The sequence below is a fragment of the Pseudoalteromonas obscura genome (genome assembly GCF_030135505.1).
In the GTDB taxonomy this organism is placed as follows: Bacteria; Pseudomonadota; Gammaproteobacteria; order Enterobacterales; family Alteromonadaceae; genus Pseudoalteromonas; species Pseudoalteromonas obscura.
This window is the reverse complement of the sequence record NZ_JASJUT010000004.1, coordinates 236,035-257,503: the sequence shown is the minus strand read 5'-3', so window position 1 is coordinate 257,503 and position 21,469 is coordinate 236,035. Positions and strand designations below refer to the sequence as shown.

Sequence of the window (21,469 nt, the reverse complement as noted above, 5' to 3'; positions counted from 1 at the left end):
AAATAATGAATAAAAATTGGCTTGTTTGAGAGCATTAATTCATTTTTGCCTATTCTAGCTAAAAAGTTCGCATTGCCAAACTGTTTTTTACTGCAAAAACTTTCAATAAAAACACTTGACAGTTCATGGCAGTACACATAACAACCACGAAACTGATCAGTATTTAATCCAAATGCTTTTTTTTTCTCTATCATTACTCATAAAATTCGAGTCGGCTGAAATTTTAATGTACAATCTGCGGCGTTTATCTCTAACAGGGGCTTTAGCACGGTATACTATGGATATTAAGACTATCCAATCATTGATTGAGCAAGACATGCTGTCTGTAAATCAACTTATTTTTGAGCAAATGCAGTCAGATGTTGCATTGGTAAATCAATTGGGTTTGTATATTGTCAACAGCGGTGGAAAGCGTGTAAGGCCAATGTTGACTTTACTTGTTGCAAAGGCACTTGAAGCAGAACACCAGAACAAACACATCACGCTAGCAACTATTATAGAGTTTATTCATACAGCAACTTTGTTACACGATGATGTTGTCGATGAGTCTAACTTAAGGCGCGGAGAGCCAACTGCCAATGCTGAATTTGGCAACGCTGCGAGCGTACTTGTTGGTGACTTTATTTATACCCGCTCTTTTCAGCTAATGGTTGGCCTCAACAATATGGAGGTCATGCAAATATTAGCCGATGCGACCAACATTATTGCTGAAGGCGAAGTACTGCAGCTTATGAATTGCAATGATCCAGATACAACTGAACAAAGTTATATGCAGGTCATTTATAGCAAAACAGCAAAATTGTTTGAAGCTGCAACCTTGCTCCCTGCCGTCGTATCTGAGCAACCTCAAAACATCAAAGACGCTCTGAAACTATACGGCATGCACCTTGGAACAGCTTTTCAGCTGGTAGATGATGTACTAGATTACAGTGCTAACGCAGAGCTGCTCGGCAAAAATATCGGGGATGACTTAGCAGAGGGTAAACCAACATTACCGCTTATTTACGCGATGAAATCTGGCACAGATACTCAAGTTGCACAAATTAGAGAAGCGATCGAATCAGGCAACGGCATTGATAACTTAGCTGATATCTTGCAAACACTTGAAGATACTCAAGCACTGCAAAAAACGATGGAAAAAGCCCAACAAGAATCTGAAAAAGCAATTACACAATTAAATTGTTTGGACGACTCTACATTCAAAGAAGCACTAATTGCCCTTGCTAGACTTTCGGTAGATAGAGAGTATTAATATCCTAATAAAAAAGCTGCCTAGGCAGCTTTTTTACTTTTCTGGCGGTCTATAGCCTTCAATTTCTACTTCTTTATTTTCGAATAAAAATCCAACCATTTGCTCTTCAAGCAGTTGGCGGTGCTCAGGGTCCATCATATTTAAATGCTTTTCATTGATCAGCATCGTTTGTTTATGCTGCCACTGCTGCCACGCTTCTTTCGAAATATTATTGAAAATACGCTCGCCTACCTCACCTGGATACAATTGGAAATCCAAACCGGGAGCTTCTTTATTTAACTTCTGACAAAAAACTGTACGTGCCATCTTCTCACCTATAATTCAGTCTCGTATGATGCGACAAGTTTACCCCATTGCCTTTAATACTTTAACTAACTTTTTTGTTGGCGCGGCAAGTCCAACCTCAGGCGGCTGATTTATATCGTACCAGAGCAGCTGATTGTCATGTACACAATCGGGTATCTGCGCTAACTCGACACAAATAGGGTTAATAGTCAGTTCAAAGTGCGTAAATATATGTACAAAAGGCGCTAACGAATATGTTGTCGCTTCTATTCCTTGTTGAACTAAAAAAGCGTTCAACTCAGATAACTCTGAAAATTCAAAGAATCCAAATAACCCGCCCCAAATACCACTGCTTGGTCGCTTTTCCATCAACACCTGTTCATCGACTTTAAGCATAAGGTGATATGCCGACTTTTTAGGTTTTTCTTTTTTTGGTTTAGAGTTTGGAAACTCTTTAACTTTATTGTTTTTATGTGCAAGACACCTTTCAACCAAAGGACAAGGTTCGCATTGAAACTTTGAACGCGAGCAAAGACTTGCACCTAAATCCATCATAGCTTGATTAAACTCTCGTACATCGCCAGAAGGCGTCACAGCATTCGTTAGCTCCCACAGATGATTTTCAACTTTCTTTACGCCGTACCACCCTTCTACCATAAAAAAGCGCGCCAAGACGCGTTTTACATTGCCATCGAGTATAGAGTAATGTTGACCCAGTGCTAAAGAGAGGATTGCACCTGCGGTTGAACGCCCTATGCCCGGTAAATCAACAACCTGCTCAAATGTTTCTGGGAACTTTCCTTGATATTGGTCGCGAATGATTTTAGCCGTTTTGTGCAAATTTCTTGCTCTCGCGTAATAGCCTAGTCCCGTCCAATGATGAAGAACTTCGTCTTCCGGTGCATCAGCCAAATCCATTACTGTAGGGAATCGAGACATAAAGCGCTCAAAGTAAGGGATCACAGTTACGACTTGAGTTTGTTGTAACATTACTTCGGACACCCATACCTTATAAGGTGTTTTATCTATTTGCCACGGCAGTGTTTTCCTACCATGGACGTGGTACCAATCTACAACATTTGTTGCAAACCAGTCTGCTGTTTGACGATCAACGGCCATCTTTATTCTCTGTCTACTTGCTTCAGCCGCCAGTGTAAGAAGCTTTTTAAAAACGTCAAGCCCTTGTACTTATCAGCGTGAACAGGGATAATGTGCGCCCAATTTTTACACCGCAGATGATGACAATGAACGAATCGAGTAAACAAGCACTAGAGCAAGCTGAGCAGGAAGGTAAATATATCCGTAAAGTGCGCAGCTTTGTAAAACGTGAAGGTCGCCTTACTAAAGGCCAAGCAGCTGCACTAGAAAAGTGCTGGCCAACCCTTGGGCTTGAGCATAGCCAAGGCCTACTCAACTTCAGTGAAGTATTTGGCAATGACAATGATGTTGTCGTAGAAATTGGCTTTGGTATGGGTAAATCTTTGGTTGAAATGGCTAAGAACAACCCACAGCAAAACTTCATCGGTATTGAAGTTCATCGTCCAGGTGTAGGTGCATGTTTAATGGAAGCAGACGAGCACGGCCTAACAAACTTGCGTGTTTTTGAGCACGACGCTGTAGAAGTTTTGGCAGATTGCATTGCAGATAGCAGCCTAAGTAAGCTGCAATTGTTCTTCCCAGATCCATGGCATAAAAAGCGCCACCATAAACGCCGCATTGTACAACCTGAATTTGTACAAAAGATCCGCGCAAAATTAAAAGTTGGTGGCGTATTCCACATGGCAACTGACTGGGAGAATTATGCTGAGCATATGTTGGAAGTGATGCAACAAGCACAAGGCTATGCTAATCAATCTGAAACTAACGATTACGTACCTAGACCTGAGTTCAGACCGCTGACAAAATTTGAACAGCGTGGTCACCGTTTGGGCCACGGCGTATGGGACCTTATGTTTGAACGCACAGCTTAAGCGCTTTTTTGAGGGGCACAACAGCCCCTTTTCAATCTAACCACACGGCTCTACCAGCTAACATTTTTGAGATAAAAAATGCAAAAACTATCTAACCCTAGCCTACTTTTACTGCGCAATGAAGAAGAGCTCCATGGCAATAAAGTTCTGGTCATAAATCACAGCGATGATGGTTTTTTATCTGAGTTAGCCAATCTTAACTCATCAGCACAAATTTATGCCTTCAGTTACAACTTTGCCGATCACCTAGCTGCGTCTAAGCACTCCAGTATAAATAGCTTTGTTGGCCACAGTTTGCCGAGTATCGAAAACTTAGACTTAGTTATTTATTATTACCCTAAGTCAAAGCCTGAAGCCAATATGATGTTGTCGAACATCAGGGCAAACCTAGGTAAGGCAACTCGGCTTTTGGTTGTCGGAGAAAATAAAGGTGGTGTCAAGTCTGTTGAAAAGCAGCTCAAGCCATATGCACAAGCTAGTTACAAATTAGACAGTGCTAAACATTGTATTTTATATGAGTTTAACGACCTAGAGGCCCAAGAGCGCTTTGATATTACCGACTATCATCAAATCTTCAGTGTCAAAGTCGCAGAACAAAATTTCAATGCAGTCAGTGTACCGGGCGTATTTAACCACGGAAAACTAGACATGGGCACCGAACTGTTGCTTAACAACCTGTCAATCCCTTCCAAGGGAGCTGTTTTAGATTTTGGTTGTGGAGCTGGCCTGATTGCAACATTTATGCTTAATGCGCAGCCAAGCTTATCACTGCATTGCCTAGATGTCAGTGCGCTGGCCTTATACGCCAGTGAACAAACTTTAGAGCTTAATGGTCATAGCGGGACATTCATTTTGAGCGATGGCTTGGGGCAAGTAACACATCAATTTGATGCAATCGTGAGTAACCCGCCATTTCATACTGGCCTGAATACTGATTACAGCATTGCAGGAGCCTTCATAGCAAATGCGAAACATAAAATGAAAAAGGGTGCTAACTTACAAATTGTTGCAAATAGCTTCTTAAAGTACCCACCTATTATTGACCAACACTTCAGTCAGTTCAAAACAGAAGTTAAAAACTCGAAGTTCGCCGTATATCGAGCACAAAAAGCTTAAAATTTCACTTTTTATTTCAGCTAAAGACTGCGTTAAACCTTTAGCTGATAACAAGTTAATGGGAATTCTCTGCTTTTTTGTTAACTTACTTAACTAAGCTGCTAAACTAAGATTAGCTGTTAAGAGGTCCACCTATGAGCGCACAATGGGAAAACACGCAACAAAAACAAGTATAAGAAAAGTTTTGATAAGTGCTGTTATGTTAGTAACGGCTTTGTCGCTCTCACTTTCCATTTCAATCTCAACTTACCTCGATGTAAAAGAGCAGAAGAAACTGATTGTCAATAAGTTACAAATGATTGCGGAGATCATCGCATTTAACGCACAGATCACGCTGATTTTTGACGATAGAAAAACCGAAGAAAAACGGCTCAAATCGTTCAACAAGGTTGAACTGGTTAAAAATATCCATATTTATGCCATTGATGATGTAACCAATAAACCTGTGTTTTTTACCAGCTATAACGCCAGCAAGACTCCCCCGGTTCCCCTCAAAGTCAATGAAATTGAAACACTTAAAAAGCCAAAAGTATCCACAGACTATGTCGAGCTAATCATTCCTGTCGAATACGAAGGGAAAATAGAAGGGTATGTTTATGTCAGAGGGGGCCTAGAGCGACTGTCTCAATATATCAACCAAAAAATACTCGTAGATATAGCGCTGACGTTAATTGTTCTTATCCTTGTACTATTTGTTGCCCGTGCCATTCAAAAGCGTATAGCCAACCCAATAGATTCCTTATCATTGCTGCTCCAAGACGTTTCTAAAAATCACAACTACTCAGCCCGAGCAACCAAAAGTGATATTGAAGAAGTTAACATGCTGGCTAATAACCTCAATATTATGCTCGCCCGTACGCAAAATCAGTTGGCACGTCATCAAGCTGACAAACTTGAAATAAAGCAACTGAACCAAAACCTCGAAGAAAAGGTCAATCAGCGCACCATCGCTTTGCGCGAAGCCAACCAAGAGCTTCTCAACACCTTAGAGAGGATGCACCAGTATCAAAATCAAATTGTTGAGAATGAAAAAATGGCCTCATTGGGTCAAATGGTTGCCGGTGTTGCCCATGAAGTAAATACGCCTATCGGATTAGGAGTTACCGGCTCGACTTTATTGAGAGACAAACTTGCAGATATCAACGCAGCTTTTGAGCAAAAAACCCTAACCTCAAAACAATTAGAACGTTTTATCCATGACGGCATTGAAAACTTAGATCTCATTTATCGCAACCTCAATCGCGCGGCAGAGCTAATCTCCAGTTTCAAAAAGGTCGCAGTAAGCCAAGACGTCGAAGTAAGTTCCGAAGTAAATATCAACAAGCTTTTCAGTGCAATTATTAGCAGTATGCGTGCTGAAATTGACATTAAGAATGTCACTTGGCAACTCTCTTGCCCCGAGCAGCTCACGGTTAGAACAAAAGCGGGACTCCTTCAGCAAGTCTTTGAACAGTTGCTATCTAATTCACTCATCCACGGCTTTTTAGACCTTAAAGACAACCAAATAAGCATTCATGTTGAACAGCGTAGCCAATCCCTTGAGATTATTTACACAGACAATGGGGTGGGTGTATCAAATGCAATCAAAAAACGTATTTTCGACCCTTTTGTCACCACAAAGCGTGGAGAAGGTGGCAGCGGGCTTGGCATGCATTTAGTTTACAATTTAATTACTCAAGCTTTAGGCGGCACTATAACGCTATCAGATGACAATAAAAAAGGTACGGAATTTATTATAACTCTGCCTCTAAAAGGGGTAATTTAATGAAAATAATGTACCTAATAGCTGCATTTATTTTTATTTTTTGTAGTTTAAACGTTGACGCAAAATCACCACATGAAATTCGTTCCGCTTTTTTATATCAAATGGCTAAGCTAATCGATTTTCCGGAGCAAAAAAATAAACAAGTAACCAGGTTTTGTTTTTATGATTTAAATCATGGTCCAGGCGCTATTTTAAATAAAAATAATAACTTAAAAATACGTGGTAAGCCTATAGATATAATAAAAGTGAATCTTTCTGACCCTTTTAGGGAACTTTCCAAGCGCTGTGATATCACATACATTGATGAAACAATGGAAGATGATATACTATCCTCTTGGACCGATACAATTACCTTAAATATGGTGACTGTAGGCGAAAGTATCGAATTTTTGGAAGGGGGTGGGATTGCTTCCTTGGTCCAAGAAGGGAGTAAAATTCGGTTATATATTAACAGACAAGAAGTTGCTCAACATAACTTTAAAGTGCTCTCTAGGCTACTCGCAGTTTCTAAGTTCTATCCTGACTGATTTTACTTGTTAACAATTGAATATACTCCTATAATCGTTAACATTCGGTTTTATTATATAACACCGAAGTTTTTGTAAATAAAACATTCCGAAAAGGTTAATTAATAATGCAAACGCCAGTCATTCTAATTGTTGAGGATGAAGACGTAACTCGACTGAACCTCGTTAGTTTATTTGAAGCCGAAGGTCATAAGGTAATTGAAGCCATTGATGGCGATGATATGCATGAAAAATTGACAGCAAACGACGATGTCAACTGTGTAATCATGGATATAAACCTTCCTGGTAGAAACGGCCTAATTTTGGCTCGTGAGTTACGCCAGAAAAAAAATGTAGGCTTAATTTTCTTAACAGGTCGTGACAACGATGTCGATAGAATCTTAGGTTTAGAGATCGGTGCAGACGACTACGTTACAAAACCGTTCAACCCACGTGAACTAACAATCCGTGTACGTAATCTTATTTCACGTACAGGATCAACACCTGAAGAGTCGACAATCGACAGCAACGGTGTAATCACGTTTAACGGGTGGGAATTAGACGAAAATAGTCGCTGTCTTACATCACCTACAGGTGAATCTAAACGCCTGCCAAAAGGTGAATATAGAGCGCTACGCTTAATGCTTGACTCTCCAGGTCGCATTTTCAGCCGTGAGCAGCTTATCAAGCATATGACGGGCCGTGAGCTTCGTGCAAATGACCGTACTGTAGACGTTACTATCCGTCGTATTCGTAAGCACTTCGAGACTGACAGTAACACACCTGAGCTGATTAGTACTATCCACGGTGAAGGTTATCGCTTCATTGGTAAAATCGATAACACTCAACCATAGTTCGCTAAGAGCTTTCAGCGAGTTTTGCAATTAATGAGTGAAGGGTTAACTGCCCTTCTCTTATTAATTCTTCCAATTCTGATATCCACAGCTCACGCACCTCAACATCAACGGATTCACACTCAGTTTCCATTACCTTCGCGTGTTGCTGTACTAGTTTAAGTCCAACAGAGCCTGCTGCACCTTTTAATTTATGCGCAACAGAGCCGTACTCAGCCACATCATCATCACGGTTTGCGACAGTAAGCTCGTTACAGTACGTTGGGTTTAGTTTAGCGAATAATTCACAGCTACGTTTAAAGGTATCAACGCCCATAGACGCCACAAAGTCCGTAATAGTTTCAATGTCGAGTAGATTGCGCTCTACCTCTAAGACTTCTACCGTGTTTTGCTGAATCGCGCCAGCGTCTTCTTTAACACTATCAATGCCAAATAATTCAGCCAACATCTTGTCTAGTTTGGTCGTATTAATTGGCTTTGCCAATGCACCTTGAATGCTTATTCCTTGTAGTTCTTGCTCTGCGCTTCTGACATTTGCTGTCAAAGCAACAATTGGCAAAGCGTCAAAATGACTATCGTCACGAATTTGTCTAGCAACTTCGTCACCATTTAGATCAGGCAACTGCATATCAAGCAAAATAAGATCAAGTTCATCCTCGGTTTGAACAAGGGACAATGCATCTTCACCTGTTTCAGCCCAAATCACTTCATGACCGCGCTGTTCAAGTAAATTTGTCGCAATTTCAGCATTTAGCGGAACATCTTCTACAAGTAATATGTATAAACCACGACCGGCATAACTTTGTTGGTTAGGCGCACTGCAAAGTTCCAACGGGATCTCAACATCAAATCGACTTCCTTTACCTGGCATACTACTGACCGCTATACGCCCTTTCATAGCTAACACCAGGGCCTTGGTCACCGCTAATCCGATCCCAGAACCGATGGCATTATTGCCTTCAGCATCAGGCGCCTTGTAGTACATATCAAAGATTTTATCTTGTTGCTCTGCTGAGATCCCCACCCCAGTATCAATAATGCTCATACTTAACCAAGCACCACTGTCGCGGTTTTCTCTACGGCACTCAAGAGTTACACAGCCACGGTGGGTAAATTTCACAGCATTATTGATAAGATTCCAGAGCACTTGACGTAAACGTGTAGGGTCAAGCAATGCGTAAACATCTAGCACACCTGAGCGTTGGATTTTGAACTCGAGGCCTTTTTGGCCTGCAATCAGATCAGAAAAGTTGACCACGTCATTGATAAAATCAGATACATTGATACTGTCCGTTGCTATATCTAGTTGCTCTCGGTCAATCTTATCCAGATCAATAATATCGTTAAAAATATTACCTAAGGTTTCAGCGCTGGAAAAAACCGTGTTACACCAACTTTTTTGCTGCTGAGTGAGCTCGGTATCTAAAAGCATGCGTGTTAAACCGACAATGCCGTTAAGCGGCGTTCTAAGTTCGTGACTTAACGTGGCAATAAATTTCCCTTTGTCTTTATATGCAGTTTCTAATGCTTGCTCTGCTTCTTTACGGCTGGTGATATCACGACCAAACGCCAATAACCCGATATATTCGCCTTCATTATTAATAAAGGGCAACTTGCGCATCTCAAACCAGCGGTTTTCATCTTTAACAGGGTATTCTACATCCAACGAAATGGTTTGCTGAGTGGCACTAACTTGGGCATCTGTCTCTAGTACTTTGGGCACGACCTGATCGACAAAAATCTCATCAGCAGTTTTACCAATTAAACCTTCGCTATCTTTCCCAATAACTTGTTCAAACTTTTTATTACACCCAGCAAACACACCATGTTCATCGCGGTAATAAAATAAATCAGGGGATGAATCAACAATTGAGCGCAACAACATGCTTTGCTGTGCAAGCTCTTGCTCAGCTTTACGACGTTCAGTTATTTCATTTCGCAGCTCTGCAATGGCACGGTGTTTTGCATGCAATGCCATTTTTCGTTCATCTATTTCATTATTAAGCCGATTGATATTGTCTTTTAGTGTTTGGTTCAACAATTTTTCTTGTTGAGTGGCTGACTCTAAATACTCTTTCGAGCTCTCCAATTGGCGAATAGCAAAAACAGCAACTGAGATAAGTAAAGGCGAAGTCAGTGCTGCAAATACAACAACAGACAATACATTTACCAAAGTGACTGATCCTAATGCCACATAATAGAACATACAGGATAAAACCAATGACGCCACGAGCACCAGAACATAAGCGATTGCGCCAGCTTTGCGTTCACCGTATTTTCGAACCAAATTAGAGAGAATTCGAGCCCAAGACCCAAACGAAGAATCAAGCATAATAATAGTCACCTTGTTAACCAGGCCATTATACCTCAGCTGAGCACATATGCGAGCGACCAAATAGTGTAACTTTGTTGAAAAAACTCAAACTTTTGAAATAAGGCAGCACTGAGTAACCACACAAATAGTGTGATAACGTATCAAATAATGCACACTCAATCTGTTTTTGTTTATTCTAATTAAGAATATCCACAGAAAAAAAACTCATTTTAGTGTAATATGAGAGCATTTTTGATGTCGTGATTAAAGAGAGTTTAAATGCCAACTTCAATGCCAGACATTGCACACAATGCAGATGCGCTTCAAACCGGAACCTTAGACTGGGTAGGAATGGGGGACATTGAGCTGCCTCTACAATTAGCAAGTAAGGGCCTTCAAGAACTTCCTGTTAATGCCAAGGCTGACGCTTTCGTCAGTTTAAATAAGCCCGAAGCAAAAGGCATTCACATGTCGAGGCTGTTTTTGGCGTTAGATACACTATCTTGCGAACAAACTCTGACACCTGCCACGCTAGCATCATTACTTGATCAATTTGTGACAACACATAAAGATCTAAGCAATGCGGCAAAAGTTGTTCTCAATTTTGAATTACCTTTGCGCCGCGCTTCGTTATTAAGTGGGAAACAAGGCTGGAAGAGCTACCCTGTAACCATCACGGCAACAATAAAAGATCAAGCATTAAGTATTGAGCTTGCAGTTGATGTAACTTATTCGTCAACTTGCCCATGTTCTGCTGCGCTTGCCAGACAGCTTATTCAAAATGCATTTGAAGAAAACTTTTCAGGTAAAACCTTGGACCATGACAGTGTTCATGCTTGGCTAGGCACAACGGAAGGGATCGTAGCCACCCCTCACTCACAGCGCTCTATCGCCAATATTAAAGTAAAGTTACCGCAAGGTGCCAAAGAGTTTGATATTAAAGGTTTAATAGATATCGCAGAGCAAGAATTAAAAACACCTGTACAAGCCGCGGTTAAACGCGAAGACGAGCAAGAGTTTGCCAGATTAAATGGCCAAAACTTGATGTTTTGTGAAGATGCGGCAAGAAAGCTAAAAGCACTGCTGAACCAAAATAACTTTGACGACTTTTACGTTAAAATTAATCACTATGAGTCACTGCATGCACACGACGCAGTAGCATATGCAGTTAAAGGCGTAGAGGGCGGTTACCAAGTTTAACCTGCCACATCGGCGTTAAGTATCCTTACCTTAACGCCGATTAAAAACCACTTCCGGCACACTCCTTGCTTAATAAATACCAAAGTCAATTTGTTGTCGTGGAGTGATTTATGGAATTAACACTTTTAGCTATTTTAGCGCTTGTAGTCATTGCCTCTATCGTAATTTCAAAATATACCGATGTGGGCGGCAATCCATATCCGTTTAATCGTAAAGATTCGGTTTTTACAACCGTAGAAGCATCATTTTTACAGTTACTAGAACGTGCCGTTGGCGATAAGTTTAAGATAGTCAGCCGTGTTAAACTTGTCGATGTCATAGAATGCAAACCTGGCCTATCTAAAAAAGCGCGCCGTTCTGCTATTACCAAAGCACAAAACAAACAGCTTGATTATGTGTTAGTAGATAAAAGCACGCTCAATATTGTAGCGGCTGTAGATTTAGTCAATAACTCAAATAAGAATGGCCACAAAGCACAAAAAGATTGGTTTGTAAGTGGTGCGTTAGAGTCCGCAGGGATCCCTCATATACGCATGAAAATCAAATCAGGTTATAAAAGCCCAGAGGTGCGAGCAGCTATCCTATTCAAGCTTGGCCAGAAACCTGAGCAAACCAAACCAGTACGTAACCGCAGTTACAAGCCGGCTGTTCTCTCCCCATCTCAGGCCAAAGCCGCAAGTACACAACTGGCAGAAATTTAGATTCCATTTGGCTGCTTGAGCTATTCAAGCAGCTTGCTTCATTGTTTTGCCGCCAAAAGAATGCTTTCAAAAGAAGAATGTATATAATGAGCAGTAACTAAAATACAAAGAGAATAATTATGAAAATTGGCATTATTGGTGCGATGGAGCAAGAAGTTACGATTTTACGTGACACCATGCAGTCTCCAAAAACACTTACAAAAGGCGGATTTACATTTTACACAGGTGAACTAGGCGGCCATGAAGTAACATTGGTGCAGTCTGGTATCGGTAAAGTTGCCGCAACCGTTGCAACAACCCTACTTATCGATAATTTTTCACCTGATTGCGTGATCAACACAGGTTCTGCTGGTGGATTTGAACCTTCACTAAATGTTGGTGATGTTGTTATCTCAAGTGAAGTACGTCACCATGATGTTGATGTCACAGCTTTTGGCTATGAATTAGGGCAAGTACCTCAAATGCCAGCAGGTTTCGCAGCTCATCCGGCTTTAATTAAAGCGTCGGAAGCGAGCATTCATGCTGTAAAAGATATCCAGACAATGGTAGGTCAAATCTGTACTGGCGATTCATTTATGTGTGATCCAGTACGTATTGAGAAAACACGTCAAGATTTTCCAAATATGCTAGCTGTGGAAATGGAAGGAGCAGCCATTGCACAAGCTTGTCATGTGTTAAATACTCCGTTCGTTGTGATCCGCTCTCTATCTGATATTGCAGGTAAGGAATCTCCTCAGTCATTTGAAGAGTACCTAGAAGTAGCATCGGTTAATTCGTCTAAGCTAGTTATGGCATTGCTTGAAGAGTTAACACAGGTAACCCTGTAAGTGTTTATCACTTTATTGCAAGCCCAAGAGGGCTTGCTCATCTTTTGCTTAGCAGTAATTTGTGCTTTTAGCTTGAATCTATCTAAGCTCTACCACCCCAATACCATTTTTACACTTATAACCAGCAATTTGGCCAAGCGTGTAGTTCGTAAAGGTAATAAAGTAACTCAGCATAAGCTCTCAGGCGCGCTCGCCTGTATATTACCTACACTCACGATTATCATGTTGCTATACACACTGTCTTACATCTCTTTTTATCCTCAGTGGTTTGGCGGGTTAATTTTATTTTTATGTTTGGATACCCACTTTGAAGGACGGGCCAAACGCATTGCGAGGCTGTTATCTCAAGGTCAAAAAGGTTCAGCTAAACAGCTGCTGGCCAGCATTGTAAACCGAGACACTACAAAGTTATCAGAAGTGGGCATCATAAAAGCTTCGCTAGATTCTCTGGCACTTAATACAATCCGTCATTTTTATCTAATTATTATTTTTTATCTGATTGCGGGTCCCTATTTAGCGCTGACGTATAAATTATTACTATTATGCGACCAAAGTTGGCGAAAACAGCTTTGCGTACAACACCCTTTCATGACTGCCGTACAAAAAATCATATACCTACTCGAATGGCTTCCAATTAGATGTTTCGTCCTAATTATGGCGTTAACCCAAAACCTCGCGAAGACGCAACATTACTTAAAACATTATGCACAGCACTACGTAAACAAAAATTCAGGATGGATCATGGCGTTATTCTCTGCCAGCTTAAATGTGCAGCTCGCAGGTCCCCGCTTTTACCATGATGAGCGCTTTGACAACATTAGAATAGGAAGCGATCGCCAACCGACTGTCGAAGATATGCAGCATATGCTAAAACTATTAAACAGTATGAGGTGGTTTTGGTTGGGCTTAACCGTGTTAATTTGGTTCGCAATAAATTTAGTGTAGCCAAGTGAGCTTTATCACTTGGCTACAGGGTGGATAACTTAAGCTACTGTCACTTTAGCAAACTTACGCTTACCTACTTGGTAAATTTCAGTACTGCCTTTTGCTATTTCTAGCTTAGTATCAGTGATTTTCTCTTCGCCATTAAGCTTCACCGCACCTTGTTTGATCATCCGCATTGCTTCTGAAGTACTTGCCACAAGGCCTGCTTCTTTTAGTAAGTTGGCAATAAATGTTGTATCACCTTCAATGCTTACAGTCACTTCAGGGATCTCGTCGGGTAGAGCATTCTTTTGAAAGCGCTTAATAAAATCTTGATGGGCTGCCTGCGCATCATCTTCACTATGGAAACGTGCAATCATTTCTTTAGCAAAGTCAATTTTGATATCGCGAGGGTTGCGACCGCCTGCAACTTCTTCTTTTAACGCTGCAATGTCAGTCAATGATTTAGCACTCAATAGCTCGTAGTAACGCCACATAAGATCATCGGAAATCGACATAACTTTACCAAACATCTCAGTTGGAGCGTCAGTAATACCGATATAGTTACCTAATGACTTAGACATCTTTTGAACACCATCTGTACCCTCAAGTAATGGCATCATCAAGACTGTTTGTGGCTTTTGACCTTCTTCTTTCTGTAACTCTCTACCCATCAATAGGTTAAAGCGTTGATCCGTACCACCAAGCTCAACATCAGCTTCTAGTGCAACTGAGTCCCAGCCCTGAACTAGCGGATATAAAAATTCATGGATGGCAATTGCCTGACCGCCAGCATAACGCTTTTTAAAATCATCACGCTCTAGCATTCGAGCTACAGTTTGTCGCGATGCAAGCTTAATCATCTCTGCACTGCTTAATTTCTCCATCCATTGCGAGTTAAATGCAACAGTGGTTTTTTCCGGATCCAGAATTTTAAATACTTGCTCTTTATATGTTTCAGCGTTTGCAAGTACGTCTTCTCGGGTAAGTGGCTTGCGCGTGACATTTTTGCCAGTTGGGTCTCCGATCATACCGGTGAAATCACCAATTAAGAAAATGACCTCGTGACCTAAATCTTGGAAAGTTTTTAATTTATTAATTAGTACTGTGTGACCTAAATGTAGATCAGGTGCTGTTGGATCAAATCCTGCCTTAATACGCAGCTTTTTGCCTGACTTTAATTTCTCTTTTAGCTCATCTTCAACCAATATGTCTTCTGCACCGCGCTTTATCTCAGCAAATGCAGTTTCTATGTCCACCATTATCACTCCAACTCTAAATTCAGTTTATCGCCCGATTCTAGCCTATATTTCACGGAGTTTAAATGCACAAAATACTGGTATTAACGCTTTATTACGTATATGCTGCACTATTATTCATAAAATTTCTTGACAGCGAAAAAGGCACGTTATGGTACCTGCAGTAAATAAGCTTCCCAAAAAACACAAAATGCTTATTGTCGGTTTGTTAGCTGCGATGACTGGGATTGCCTTGTTGCCTTCAGAAAAGGCCACTGCATCCAAAGATCATAAAGACGATGCATTGGAAGTTGGCAAGCGTTATGAACTCCCTATCAAAGTTGAAGAACAACAGCCTGAGCAGCTCACTATCCTAAGTGCAGAAGCTGAACCCACTAAAGAGCAAGAGAATACACACACTTATGATTACGTAGATCACAAAGTCCGCTCAGGTGATAGCTTGGCTGTTTTGTTTAAGCGCGCCGGATATTCTGCCCAAACACTTCATAAATTGGTTAACACTAATGAAGAAACGCGTAAATTAACAAAAATACACCCTGGTGAAACCCTGAGCTTTGCCAGCGATAAACAGGGTAACCTTGCGCAATTAAAATATGTACTCTCTAAAACAGATACTTTGTACGTAACGCGTATAGACGATGGCAGCTACGAAACCAAAATAGCAAGCAAAGAAATTGAGACTCGTGAAAAAACCGCCGGTGGAAAAATTCGTTCGAGTTTTTGGACAGCTGGCATTTCAGCAGGTCTGACACAAAGACAAATTATGAACTTTGCTAACATTTTCGGCTGGGATGTGGATTTTGCAAACGACATACGTAAAGGTGATACCTTTACTCTTGTGTACGAATCTCACTATGTGGATGGCGAAGAAATTGGCAATGGAAAAATCATTGCCGCTGAGTTTATAAACCAAGGTGATCGATATACTGCAATTAGGCATACCAACGGTGAGTTTTACACTCCCGAAGGACGCAGTATGAAAAAAGCGTTTTTACGCGCACCGGTGAATTTCAAGTATATCAGTTCAAACTTTAATCCAAGAAGGTTACACCCCGTAACCAAACAAGTTCGCCCACACCGAGGTATAGATTATGCGGCAAAGGTTGGTACACCAGTCGTTGCTGCGGGTAATGGTAGAGTAACCAAAGCTGGCTATCATAGGCTCAATGGTAATTACGTTTTTATCGAGCATGGTAGCCAATACACTACAAAATACCTGCACTTGCACAAGTTGCATGTAAAAGCGGGCCAAAAGGTTAAGCAAGGACAAAAAATTGGTACTGTTGGAGCCACAGGGCGGGTAACAGGACCACATCTGCATTACGAATTCTTGGTCAACGGCAACCACCGCAATCCAAAAACAGTCAAACTACCTAAGTCACTTCCGCTTCCAAATCAGGAACTTGCTAAGTTCAGACCTCTTGCTGACAAAATGTTAGTGAGATTAGAGCGCAAACGTGAGTTGATGTTAGCTTTGAACAACAAATAACGAAGTTTAAATAAAAAAGGCGAGGTATTCCTCGCCTTTTTTCTATCTAATTATCTACCTACAATCCGGAGCTTCAAAAACTCTTCCAGCGCTTGAGGATTGCCTGCTAACGGTTGAAGCTGCATACCTAGCTGCATAAAGCTCGTTTTTTCTGGAAACTGCATACTGACTTCAAGTAAAGACAGGCCAGATACAAAAGACTGAATTGCCTGCTTAGCATTATCACTTGCAGGTACATTTTCCATTTGTACCGCCAATAACGCTTTTAATTGTTCGTGATCTAAGCCGCTTTGTTGCAATACTTCATCAACTAAGGCCTTTAATTCTCCCTCATTTTTCAAGGCAAAGGCCATATCGACTGGTTGAAGTGATTGTAATGCGCTTAGCATTTTACTCTGCATCTGTAACTCAGCTTCCAGAGATACCTCTCCTTGCTCATGCATTTTCTGGATTTCTTGCTGTAAATCCATCAAATTTTGGCTATTTGCTAAGGCGATGTCCATACCAAAGTTAACCACTTTTTCAGCCGAAACGGCAAATTTAAACTGGCTGTCTCCGCTGGCTTCATCGTAGCGCATTGTCGAGTTTAAGTTATATTTCGCATTTGCTAGTGTGGTAGGAAGTGCTTCTAAAGAAAGAGCTTTTAGTTCATCTGTCAAAGATAACCCTTCTATCTCCAACTCAGTGAGAGGGCTAACTTTACCACTCTCGTACCCTTTTAAGGAGAAACGCGCAATATCCACCAATGCGTGTTCACTTTCTTGTGTTTTAAATGAAATGTTTTCGAGTACAACCGTATTACTCAGCAGGCTATAATCTACATTTTGATAGTTCACATCAAACCCAGTCTGCTCTGAGAATTGCTGTACCTGCTCTGCAACAACTTCACTTGCAGTTTTGTTTGCATACCAGTTAACACCTGCAACGCCACCTGCAACAGCAAGTGCGACACCTGTAAGAGCTGCTTTATTCATAATAACTCCTTAAAATAGCGCTTCTAATGCATCGTTTAAGCTGGAAACCCCTATCACTTCCATCCCTTCGATATCTTCTTTTGGTTTATTTGCGACAGGTACAATAGCACGTTTAAAACCATGTTTCGCAGCTTCTCGCAATCTTTCTTGACCACTAGGCACCGGACGGATCTCACCTCCCAGTCCTACCTCACCAAAAACAACTAACTGTTTATCTAATGCATAATTTTTAAAGCTGGATACCAAGGCGGTGATCAGAGCCAAATCCGCACTGGTTTCATTGACCTTTACACCACCAACTACATTGACAAATACATCTTGATCAGCGACTTGCAACCCACCATGACGGTGTAACACTGCCAGTAACATAGCTAATCGGTTTTGTTCTAGACCCACAGTTACACGTCTCGGGTTTGCCAATTGCGAATAGTCGACTAAAGCTTGAACTTCCACTAACAGAGGGCGGGTCCCTTCCCAAATTACCATAACCAGTGAGCCAGGCGTCTGCTCTTCACCTCGGTTAAGAAAAATAGCGGAAGGGTTGTTGACTTCTTTTAAGCCTTGCCCAGTCATCGCAAAAACACCCAGTTCGTTAACTGCACCAAAACGGTTTTTATTGCCTCGCAATGTTCTAAATCGGCTGTCACTGCTGCCTTCCAATAGGATTGAACAGTCAATACAGTGCTCTAACACTTTTGGGCCTGCCAGCGTACCATCTTTTGTCACATGACCTACCATGACAATGGCAACTTGGTTTTGCTTCGCAAAGCGCGTCAAATAAGCTGCACTTTCGCGTACTTGAGAGACACTTCCAGGCGCTGACTGAACGTCTGCCATATGCATAACTTGAATCGAGTCGATGACCATAATGGCGGGCTTTTCTCTCAGTGCAAGTTGGCAAATCGTTTCAACATTAGTTTCAGCTAAAGTTTTAAGCTTATCTGTTGGCAAACCCAGACGTTTTGCGCGCATAGCGACTTGCTGTAATGACTCTTCACCAGTTACATATAACGTCGGCATAGATTGCGCAAGTAAACACATAGTTTGCAAAAGTAATGTACTTTTACCCGCGCCCGGTTCACCACCAATTAATATGGCACTACCGGGTACCACACCACCACCCAACACTCTATCAAACTCCTTAAAGCCTGTAGAAAATCGAGGTAACGATTCAAGGTTTACTTCATCTAAGGTTTGAATTTTTGCTTCTACCACACCGGCATACCCGGTGGTACCAGCACTACGTGGAGCCGTTTTCACAGAAGGTACACGAAACTCTGTTACAGTGTTCCAAGCTTTACATTCAGAACATTGCCCTTGCCAACGAGCAAATTCCGCTCCACAATCACTACATACAAATGCGGTTTTCTTTTTTCCCATATATATCAAGGCATAGTTATTGCTTAAAAGGAAAACCCAGTTAAGCTACAAGTTAAGAATGAAGCTATACTGACATAAAATTGGCGAAGGCTGAAATAATAACAAAGAGACATTGTCTGCGGACAAACTGCGAACGGCTATGAGTGAAGATAAACTAGAACTACATCAAGACCTTATTAATGACCTAAAAGGAGATTTAGGCGATCCAAATTTTGATTTTATCTTCAAGCAAAAAACAGCACAACTGAGCAAACCAGACCAATTTTTGTTAAAAATGGAAATGACACGCCTTTCGCAACCTGTTGCGCGCTTTATTGATTTGCGTGGACAGGTATCTGGCGATGTAAAACCATACGAGCATGACGGTAAGCAACACTTTATGGATGATCTTGCTATTAGTGTATTTGAACGTGAGGTTGCGCAGCACGGTGGCTATACGATGGCGGTATATGAAGCAGTCATGCATACCGACAATAATTATAAGGTAATGCAAAAACAAGCTCAGGTCCAAGATGACACAGAACCCGAGGTCGTATTTGAGCATGAAGCCCAATTAATTCGTTTTGCTTCCTATGAAAGCCGTATTGAAGAGCGCATGAATTACTCTATCAAGATCACGGTTGAGTTAAAAAGCGGTACCACGATCCCCGCAAGTACCTCTGACATCTCTTTAAGTGGCGCAAAAATAAAATTGGGAAAAAGCTATCATGTACACCCAAAAAACGTCATCACGCTGCGTTTAGTGGGATTGGAACAAGATTTCGAGCTCGGCTTAAAAGAGGGTATCCAATACGAAGTGGTCGCTGTTGAAGAGTCTAACTCAGATTACAACTATGTCCGTTTAAAAAGAACCTTCGTAGAGAACAACTCAGGGTTTGACGAATTTTTAGAAAGCTTCATTCACGGCAACAAACGACGCTATAAGATAAATTTAGACAACACTATGGATGCCGTTGTATGCAAAGGGTATGAGCAATATTACTTGCCACGTGTCAGCTCATTATTTGTGTTTTTTAGTCGCATAAACAACATGTTACTGCCGAGTATGACGCTCACTAATGAGAACAATGCTTTTATTAATTATTATTTTGAAGATGAGCGAAAAACATCTTGTTTATACAGTATCTTCAACAATAAGCGGCTACAAAAATTACTATTGCAGTCCGCACCAGTAAAAGAGGCCTACTGCTACACATTTACCCACTCAAATGGTGGCAAGATCTACTTTTACTCAGCCTTTGATTACGAACTCGAAGAAAATCCAGAATTAAAAAGCCTATTTTTAGGGTTTGGTAGCGAAAAAGAAAGCTGGCGAGTATTTAAAGTACAGTTGATGCCAAGCCACCATGAAGACGCCTATATTCCACTATCATTGCCTAAAAGCGCAGGAAAGAATGTTGAAAAGCTAAACAGACGACCGCCCCCTCGTGCGCAAGGGTTAATTGAGCCTGTGCATCACCTCATGCTGCTCACTGAGATAACCACACCTGAACATAAATCACATTGCAGCAAGTTAACCTATCCACAAGAGAGCATCAATCGCTTAAAAGAGTTTGGCCATGGCAAATCTAAAAACCCGCCACCACTGGAAAAGGTCGCGTTGGAATATGTGAATTTAAGATCCCACAAGCGATTTTTATATCGCACCGGAGTCGCGTTGAATATATCTGATAGCCAGGTATTCAGTGGCAATACCCGGGACTTTTCGATTATGGGCCTGCAAATTGAAGTTGAACACGCTGTGGATGTAGCCAAAGGAGATCTCGTTACTGTCGATTTACCCGACTTGCAAAAGATCACCAAACAGCATGTGCTGTCAGGTTTGCGATACGAGGTCATGGCTGTTAGCAAATCAAAAACTATTATCAACCTTAAAGTAAAGCAAGTCACTAATGCATCTCATACGGCCATCGAATTTTTCACTGCGCTGATCGATAATAATAAAGACAAGCTCCAGCCCAGTGAGGAAGCGCCTAAAATACCAGGGCTCTCGACTGCGCTCAGAAATATGGTAACCAAAAGCATCTGTCAGCTACCGCTTTACCTTCATAAAAAAGCATCTCATATGGAAATTGGCGCGGTAGGACATGGACTCTACCCTTCACCATTACACAATATATTGTTGCCGCACCTCATCAACCACAATGGACAAGAACTCCTTTTCCCAAATAAGTTATTTCCCAACAAATTCATTGGCGACTCTTTAACGGAACAATTGAAAGAAAAGTCCAGACAAGACAAACCGCTGCGGTTTACGCTGTTTGTTCACTACGATGAAAAACAATCAGATGAATCAAACCACGGTGTTAAGTCCCAATGCATTCCTTTTGGTGAACCTATTGAGCCGCTGTTTTTATTTGCAAAAAAAGCCCTAAAGAATGGTATTTTGTTTATCTGCCATTTGTATGTGTCCAAAACAGGCCGACCTGATATGGATCATCTCGCCAATGAATTGCGCTATGTAAGCCACTACGCTCTACACAAAGCAAAAGGCTTAGAAGAAGCGCTTTGGTCGGTTAACGGCGTTTGTGATGTCGTCGATGTAACAGATGTAATGATGCCCGTTTTAGGACTGGAGAATCATTTGATTGAGCGCATGAAAAATCGAAAACGCGAGTGGCTAACTAAGCACTTTTAGTCAGCCACCTGAGGT

Annotated in this window: 18 protein-coding genes; 12 read left to right on the top strand and 6 right to left on the bottom strand. The window is 41.3% G+C overall.

Translation table 11 applies throughout. The annotated features are described in order from the left end of the window. The first annotated feature begins 277 nt into the window (after window positions 1-277). Complete coding sequence (gene ispB, locus QNM18_RS12500) at window positions 278-1,252, top strand: octaprenyl diphosphate synthase (protein WP_211011217.1); 975 nt, start codon at window positions 278-280, stop codon at window positions 1,250-1,252. A gap of 33 nt (window positions 1,253-1,285) precedes the next feature. Here the strand turns inward: ispB and QNM18_RS12495 are convergent, their stop codons facing one another. Together QNM18_RS12495 and mutY are read right to left on the bottom strand one after the other, a co-directional pair. Then, window positions 1,286-1,558 carry an oxidative damage protection protein gene (locus QNM18_RS12495; protein WP_023399737.1) on the bottom strand — a complete coding sequence of 91 codons (273 nt, stop codon included), beginning with the start codon at window positions 1,556-1,558 and terminating at the stop codon, window positions 1,286-1,288. A 39-nt stretch (window positions 1,559-1,597) separates the two neighbouring features. Next, window positions 1,598-2,656 carry an A/G-specific adenine glycosylase gene (mutY, locus tag QNM18_RS12490; RefSeq protein WP_284137412.1) on the bottom strand — a complete coding sequence of 353 codons (1,059 nt, stop codon included), beginning with the start codon at window positions 2,654-2,656 and terminating at the stop codon, window positions 1,598-1,600. 125 nt (window positions 2,657-2,781) lie between these two features. Between mutY and trmB the strand changes: the two genes are divergently transcribed. The 5 genes from trmB to arcA all read left to right on the top strand — a co-directional run bounded on the left by trmB (window position 2,782) and on the right by arcA (window position 7,748). Then, window positions 2,782-3,507, top strand: a complete 726-nt coding sequence (gene trmB, locus QNM18_RS12485) for a tRNA (guanosine(46)-N7)-methyltransferase TrmB (protein ID WP_211011461.1) — start codon at window positions 2,782-2,784, stop codon at window positions 3,505-3,507. A gap of 78 nt (window positions 3,508-3,585) precedes the next feature. After that, complete coding sequence (locus QNM18_RS12480) at window positions 3,586-4,623, top strand: methyltransferase (RefSeq protein ID WP_284137411.1); 1,038 nt, start codon at window positions 3,586-3,588, stop codon at window positions 4,621-4,623. Between the two features lie 145 nt (window positions 4,624-4,768). Beyond that, window positions 4,769-6,388: a sensor histidine kinase gene (locus QNM18_RS12475; protein WP_211011223.1), complete on the top strand. Its 1,620-nt coding sequence runs from the start codon at window positions 4,769-4,771 to the stop codon at window positions 6,386-6,388. Further along, window positions 6,388-6,915 carry a YfiR family protein gene (locus QNM18_RS12470; protein ID WP_023399732.1) on the top strand — a complete coding sequence of 176 codons (528 nt, stop codon included), beginning with the start codon at window positions 6,388-6,390 and terminating at the stop codon, window positions 6,913-6,915. Before QNM18_RS12475 ends, QNM18_RS12470 begins: the two co-directional genes overlap by 1 nt. 107 nt (window positions 6,916-7,022) lie before the next feature. Next, complete coding sequence (gene arcA, locus QNM18_RS12465; RefSeq protein ID WP_023399731.1) at window positions 7,023-7,748, top strand: two-component system response regulator ArcA; 726 nt, start codon at window positions 7,023-7,025, stop codon at window positions 7,746-7,748. 4 nt (window positions 7,749-7,752) lie between these two features. On the opposite strand, the gene arcB is transcribed toward arcA, so the two are convergent. Beyond that, window positions 7,753-10,080 (bottom strand): aerobic respiration two-component sensor histidine kinase ArcB, encoded by a 2,328-nt coding sequence (gene arcB, locus QNM18_RS12460; RefSeq protein ID WP_284137410.1) that lies wholly within the window; start codon window positions 10,078-10,080, stop codon window positions 7,753-7,755. A 261-nt stretch (window positions 10,081-10,341) separates the two neighbouring features. On the opposite strand from arcB, the gene folE2 reads away from it, so the two are divergent. The 4 genes from folE2 to QNM18_RS12440 all read left to right on the top strand — a co-directional run bounded on the left by folE2 (window position 10,342) and on the right by QNM18_RS12440 (window position 13,735). After that, a complete protein-coding gene (gene folE2, locus QNM18_RS12455) occupies window positions 10,342-11,262 on the top strand; it encodes a GTP cyclohydrolase FolE2 (RefSeq protein ID WP_284137409.1) in 921 nt (306 codons plus the stop codon). A gap of 110 nt (window positions 11,263-11,372) precedes the next feature. Then, window positions 11,373-11,963, top strand: a complete 591-nt coding sequence (locus QNM18_RS12450; RefSeq protein ID WP_211011229.1) for a DUF2726 domain-containing protein — start codon at window positions 11,373-11,375, stop codon at window positions 11,961-11,963. 119 nt (window positions 11,964-12,082) lie between these two features. Continuing rightward, window positions 12,083-12,790 carry a 5'-methylthioadenosine/S-adenosylhomocysteine nucleosidase gene (gene mtnN, locus QNM18_RS12445; protein ID WP_211011231.1) on the top strand — a complete coding sequence of 236 codons (708 nt, stop codon included), beginning with the start codon at window positions 12,083-12,085 and terminating at the stop codon, window positions 12,788-12,790. Further along, window positions 12,791-13,735 (top strand): cobalamin biosynthesis protein CobD/CbiB, encoded by a 945-nt coding sequence (locus QNM18_RS12440; protein WP_284137408.1) that lies wholly within the window; start codon window positions 12,791-12,793, stop codon window positions 13,733-13,735. A 38-nt stretch (window positions 13,736-13,773) separates the two neighbouring features. Here the strand turns inward: QNM18_RS12440 and tyrS are convergent, their stop codons facing one another. Beyond that, window positions 13,774-14,973 carry a tyrosine--tRNA ligase gene (gene tyrS, locus QNM18_RS12435; protein WP_211011463.1) on the bottom strand — a complete coding sequence of 400 codons (1,200 nt, stop codon included), beginning with the start codon at window positions 14,971-14,973 and terminating at the stop codon, window positions 13,774-13,776. 151 nt (window positions 14,974-15,124) lie between these two features. On the opposite strand from tyrS, the gene QNM18_RS12430 reads away from it, so the two are divergent. Continuing rightward, on the top strand, window positions 15,125-16,462 hold the full coding sequence (locus QNM18_RS12430; RefSeq protein ID WP_284137407.1) for a peptidoglycan DD-metalloendopeptidase family protein: 1,338 nt from the start codon (window positions 15,125-15,127) through the stop codon (window positions 16,460-16,462). Window positions 16,463-16,512: 50 nt separating this feature from the next. On the opposite strand, the gene QNM18_RS12425 is transcribed toward QNM18_RS12430, so the two are convergent. Continuing rightward, a complete protein-coding gene (locus tag QNM18_RS12425; protein WP_211011235.1) occupies window positions 16,513-17,436 on the bottom strand; it encodes a hypothetical protein in 924 nt (307 codons plus the stop codon). 9 nt (window positions 17,437-17,445) lie between these two features. Then, entirely contained in the window at window positions 17,446-18,816 is a 1,371-nt protein-coding gene (gene radA / locus QNM18_RS12420) for a DNA repair protein RadA (RefSeq protein WP_211011237.1), read from the bottom strand. Window positions 18,817-18,955: 139 nt separating this feature from the next. On the opposite strand from radA, the gene QNM18_RS12415 reads away from it, so the two are divergent. Continuing rightward, the gene (locus tag QNM18_RS12415; protein ID WP_284137406.1) at window positions 18,956-21,454 is read left to right on the top strand and encodes a PilZ domain-containing protein; all 2,499 of its coding nucleotides are present in this window, start codon (window positions 18,956-18,958) and stop codon (window positions 21,452-21,454) included. Window positions 21,455-21,469: the final 15 nt, after the last annotated feature.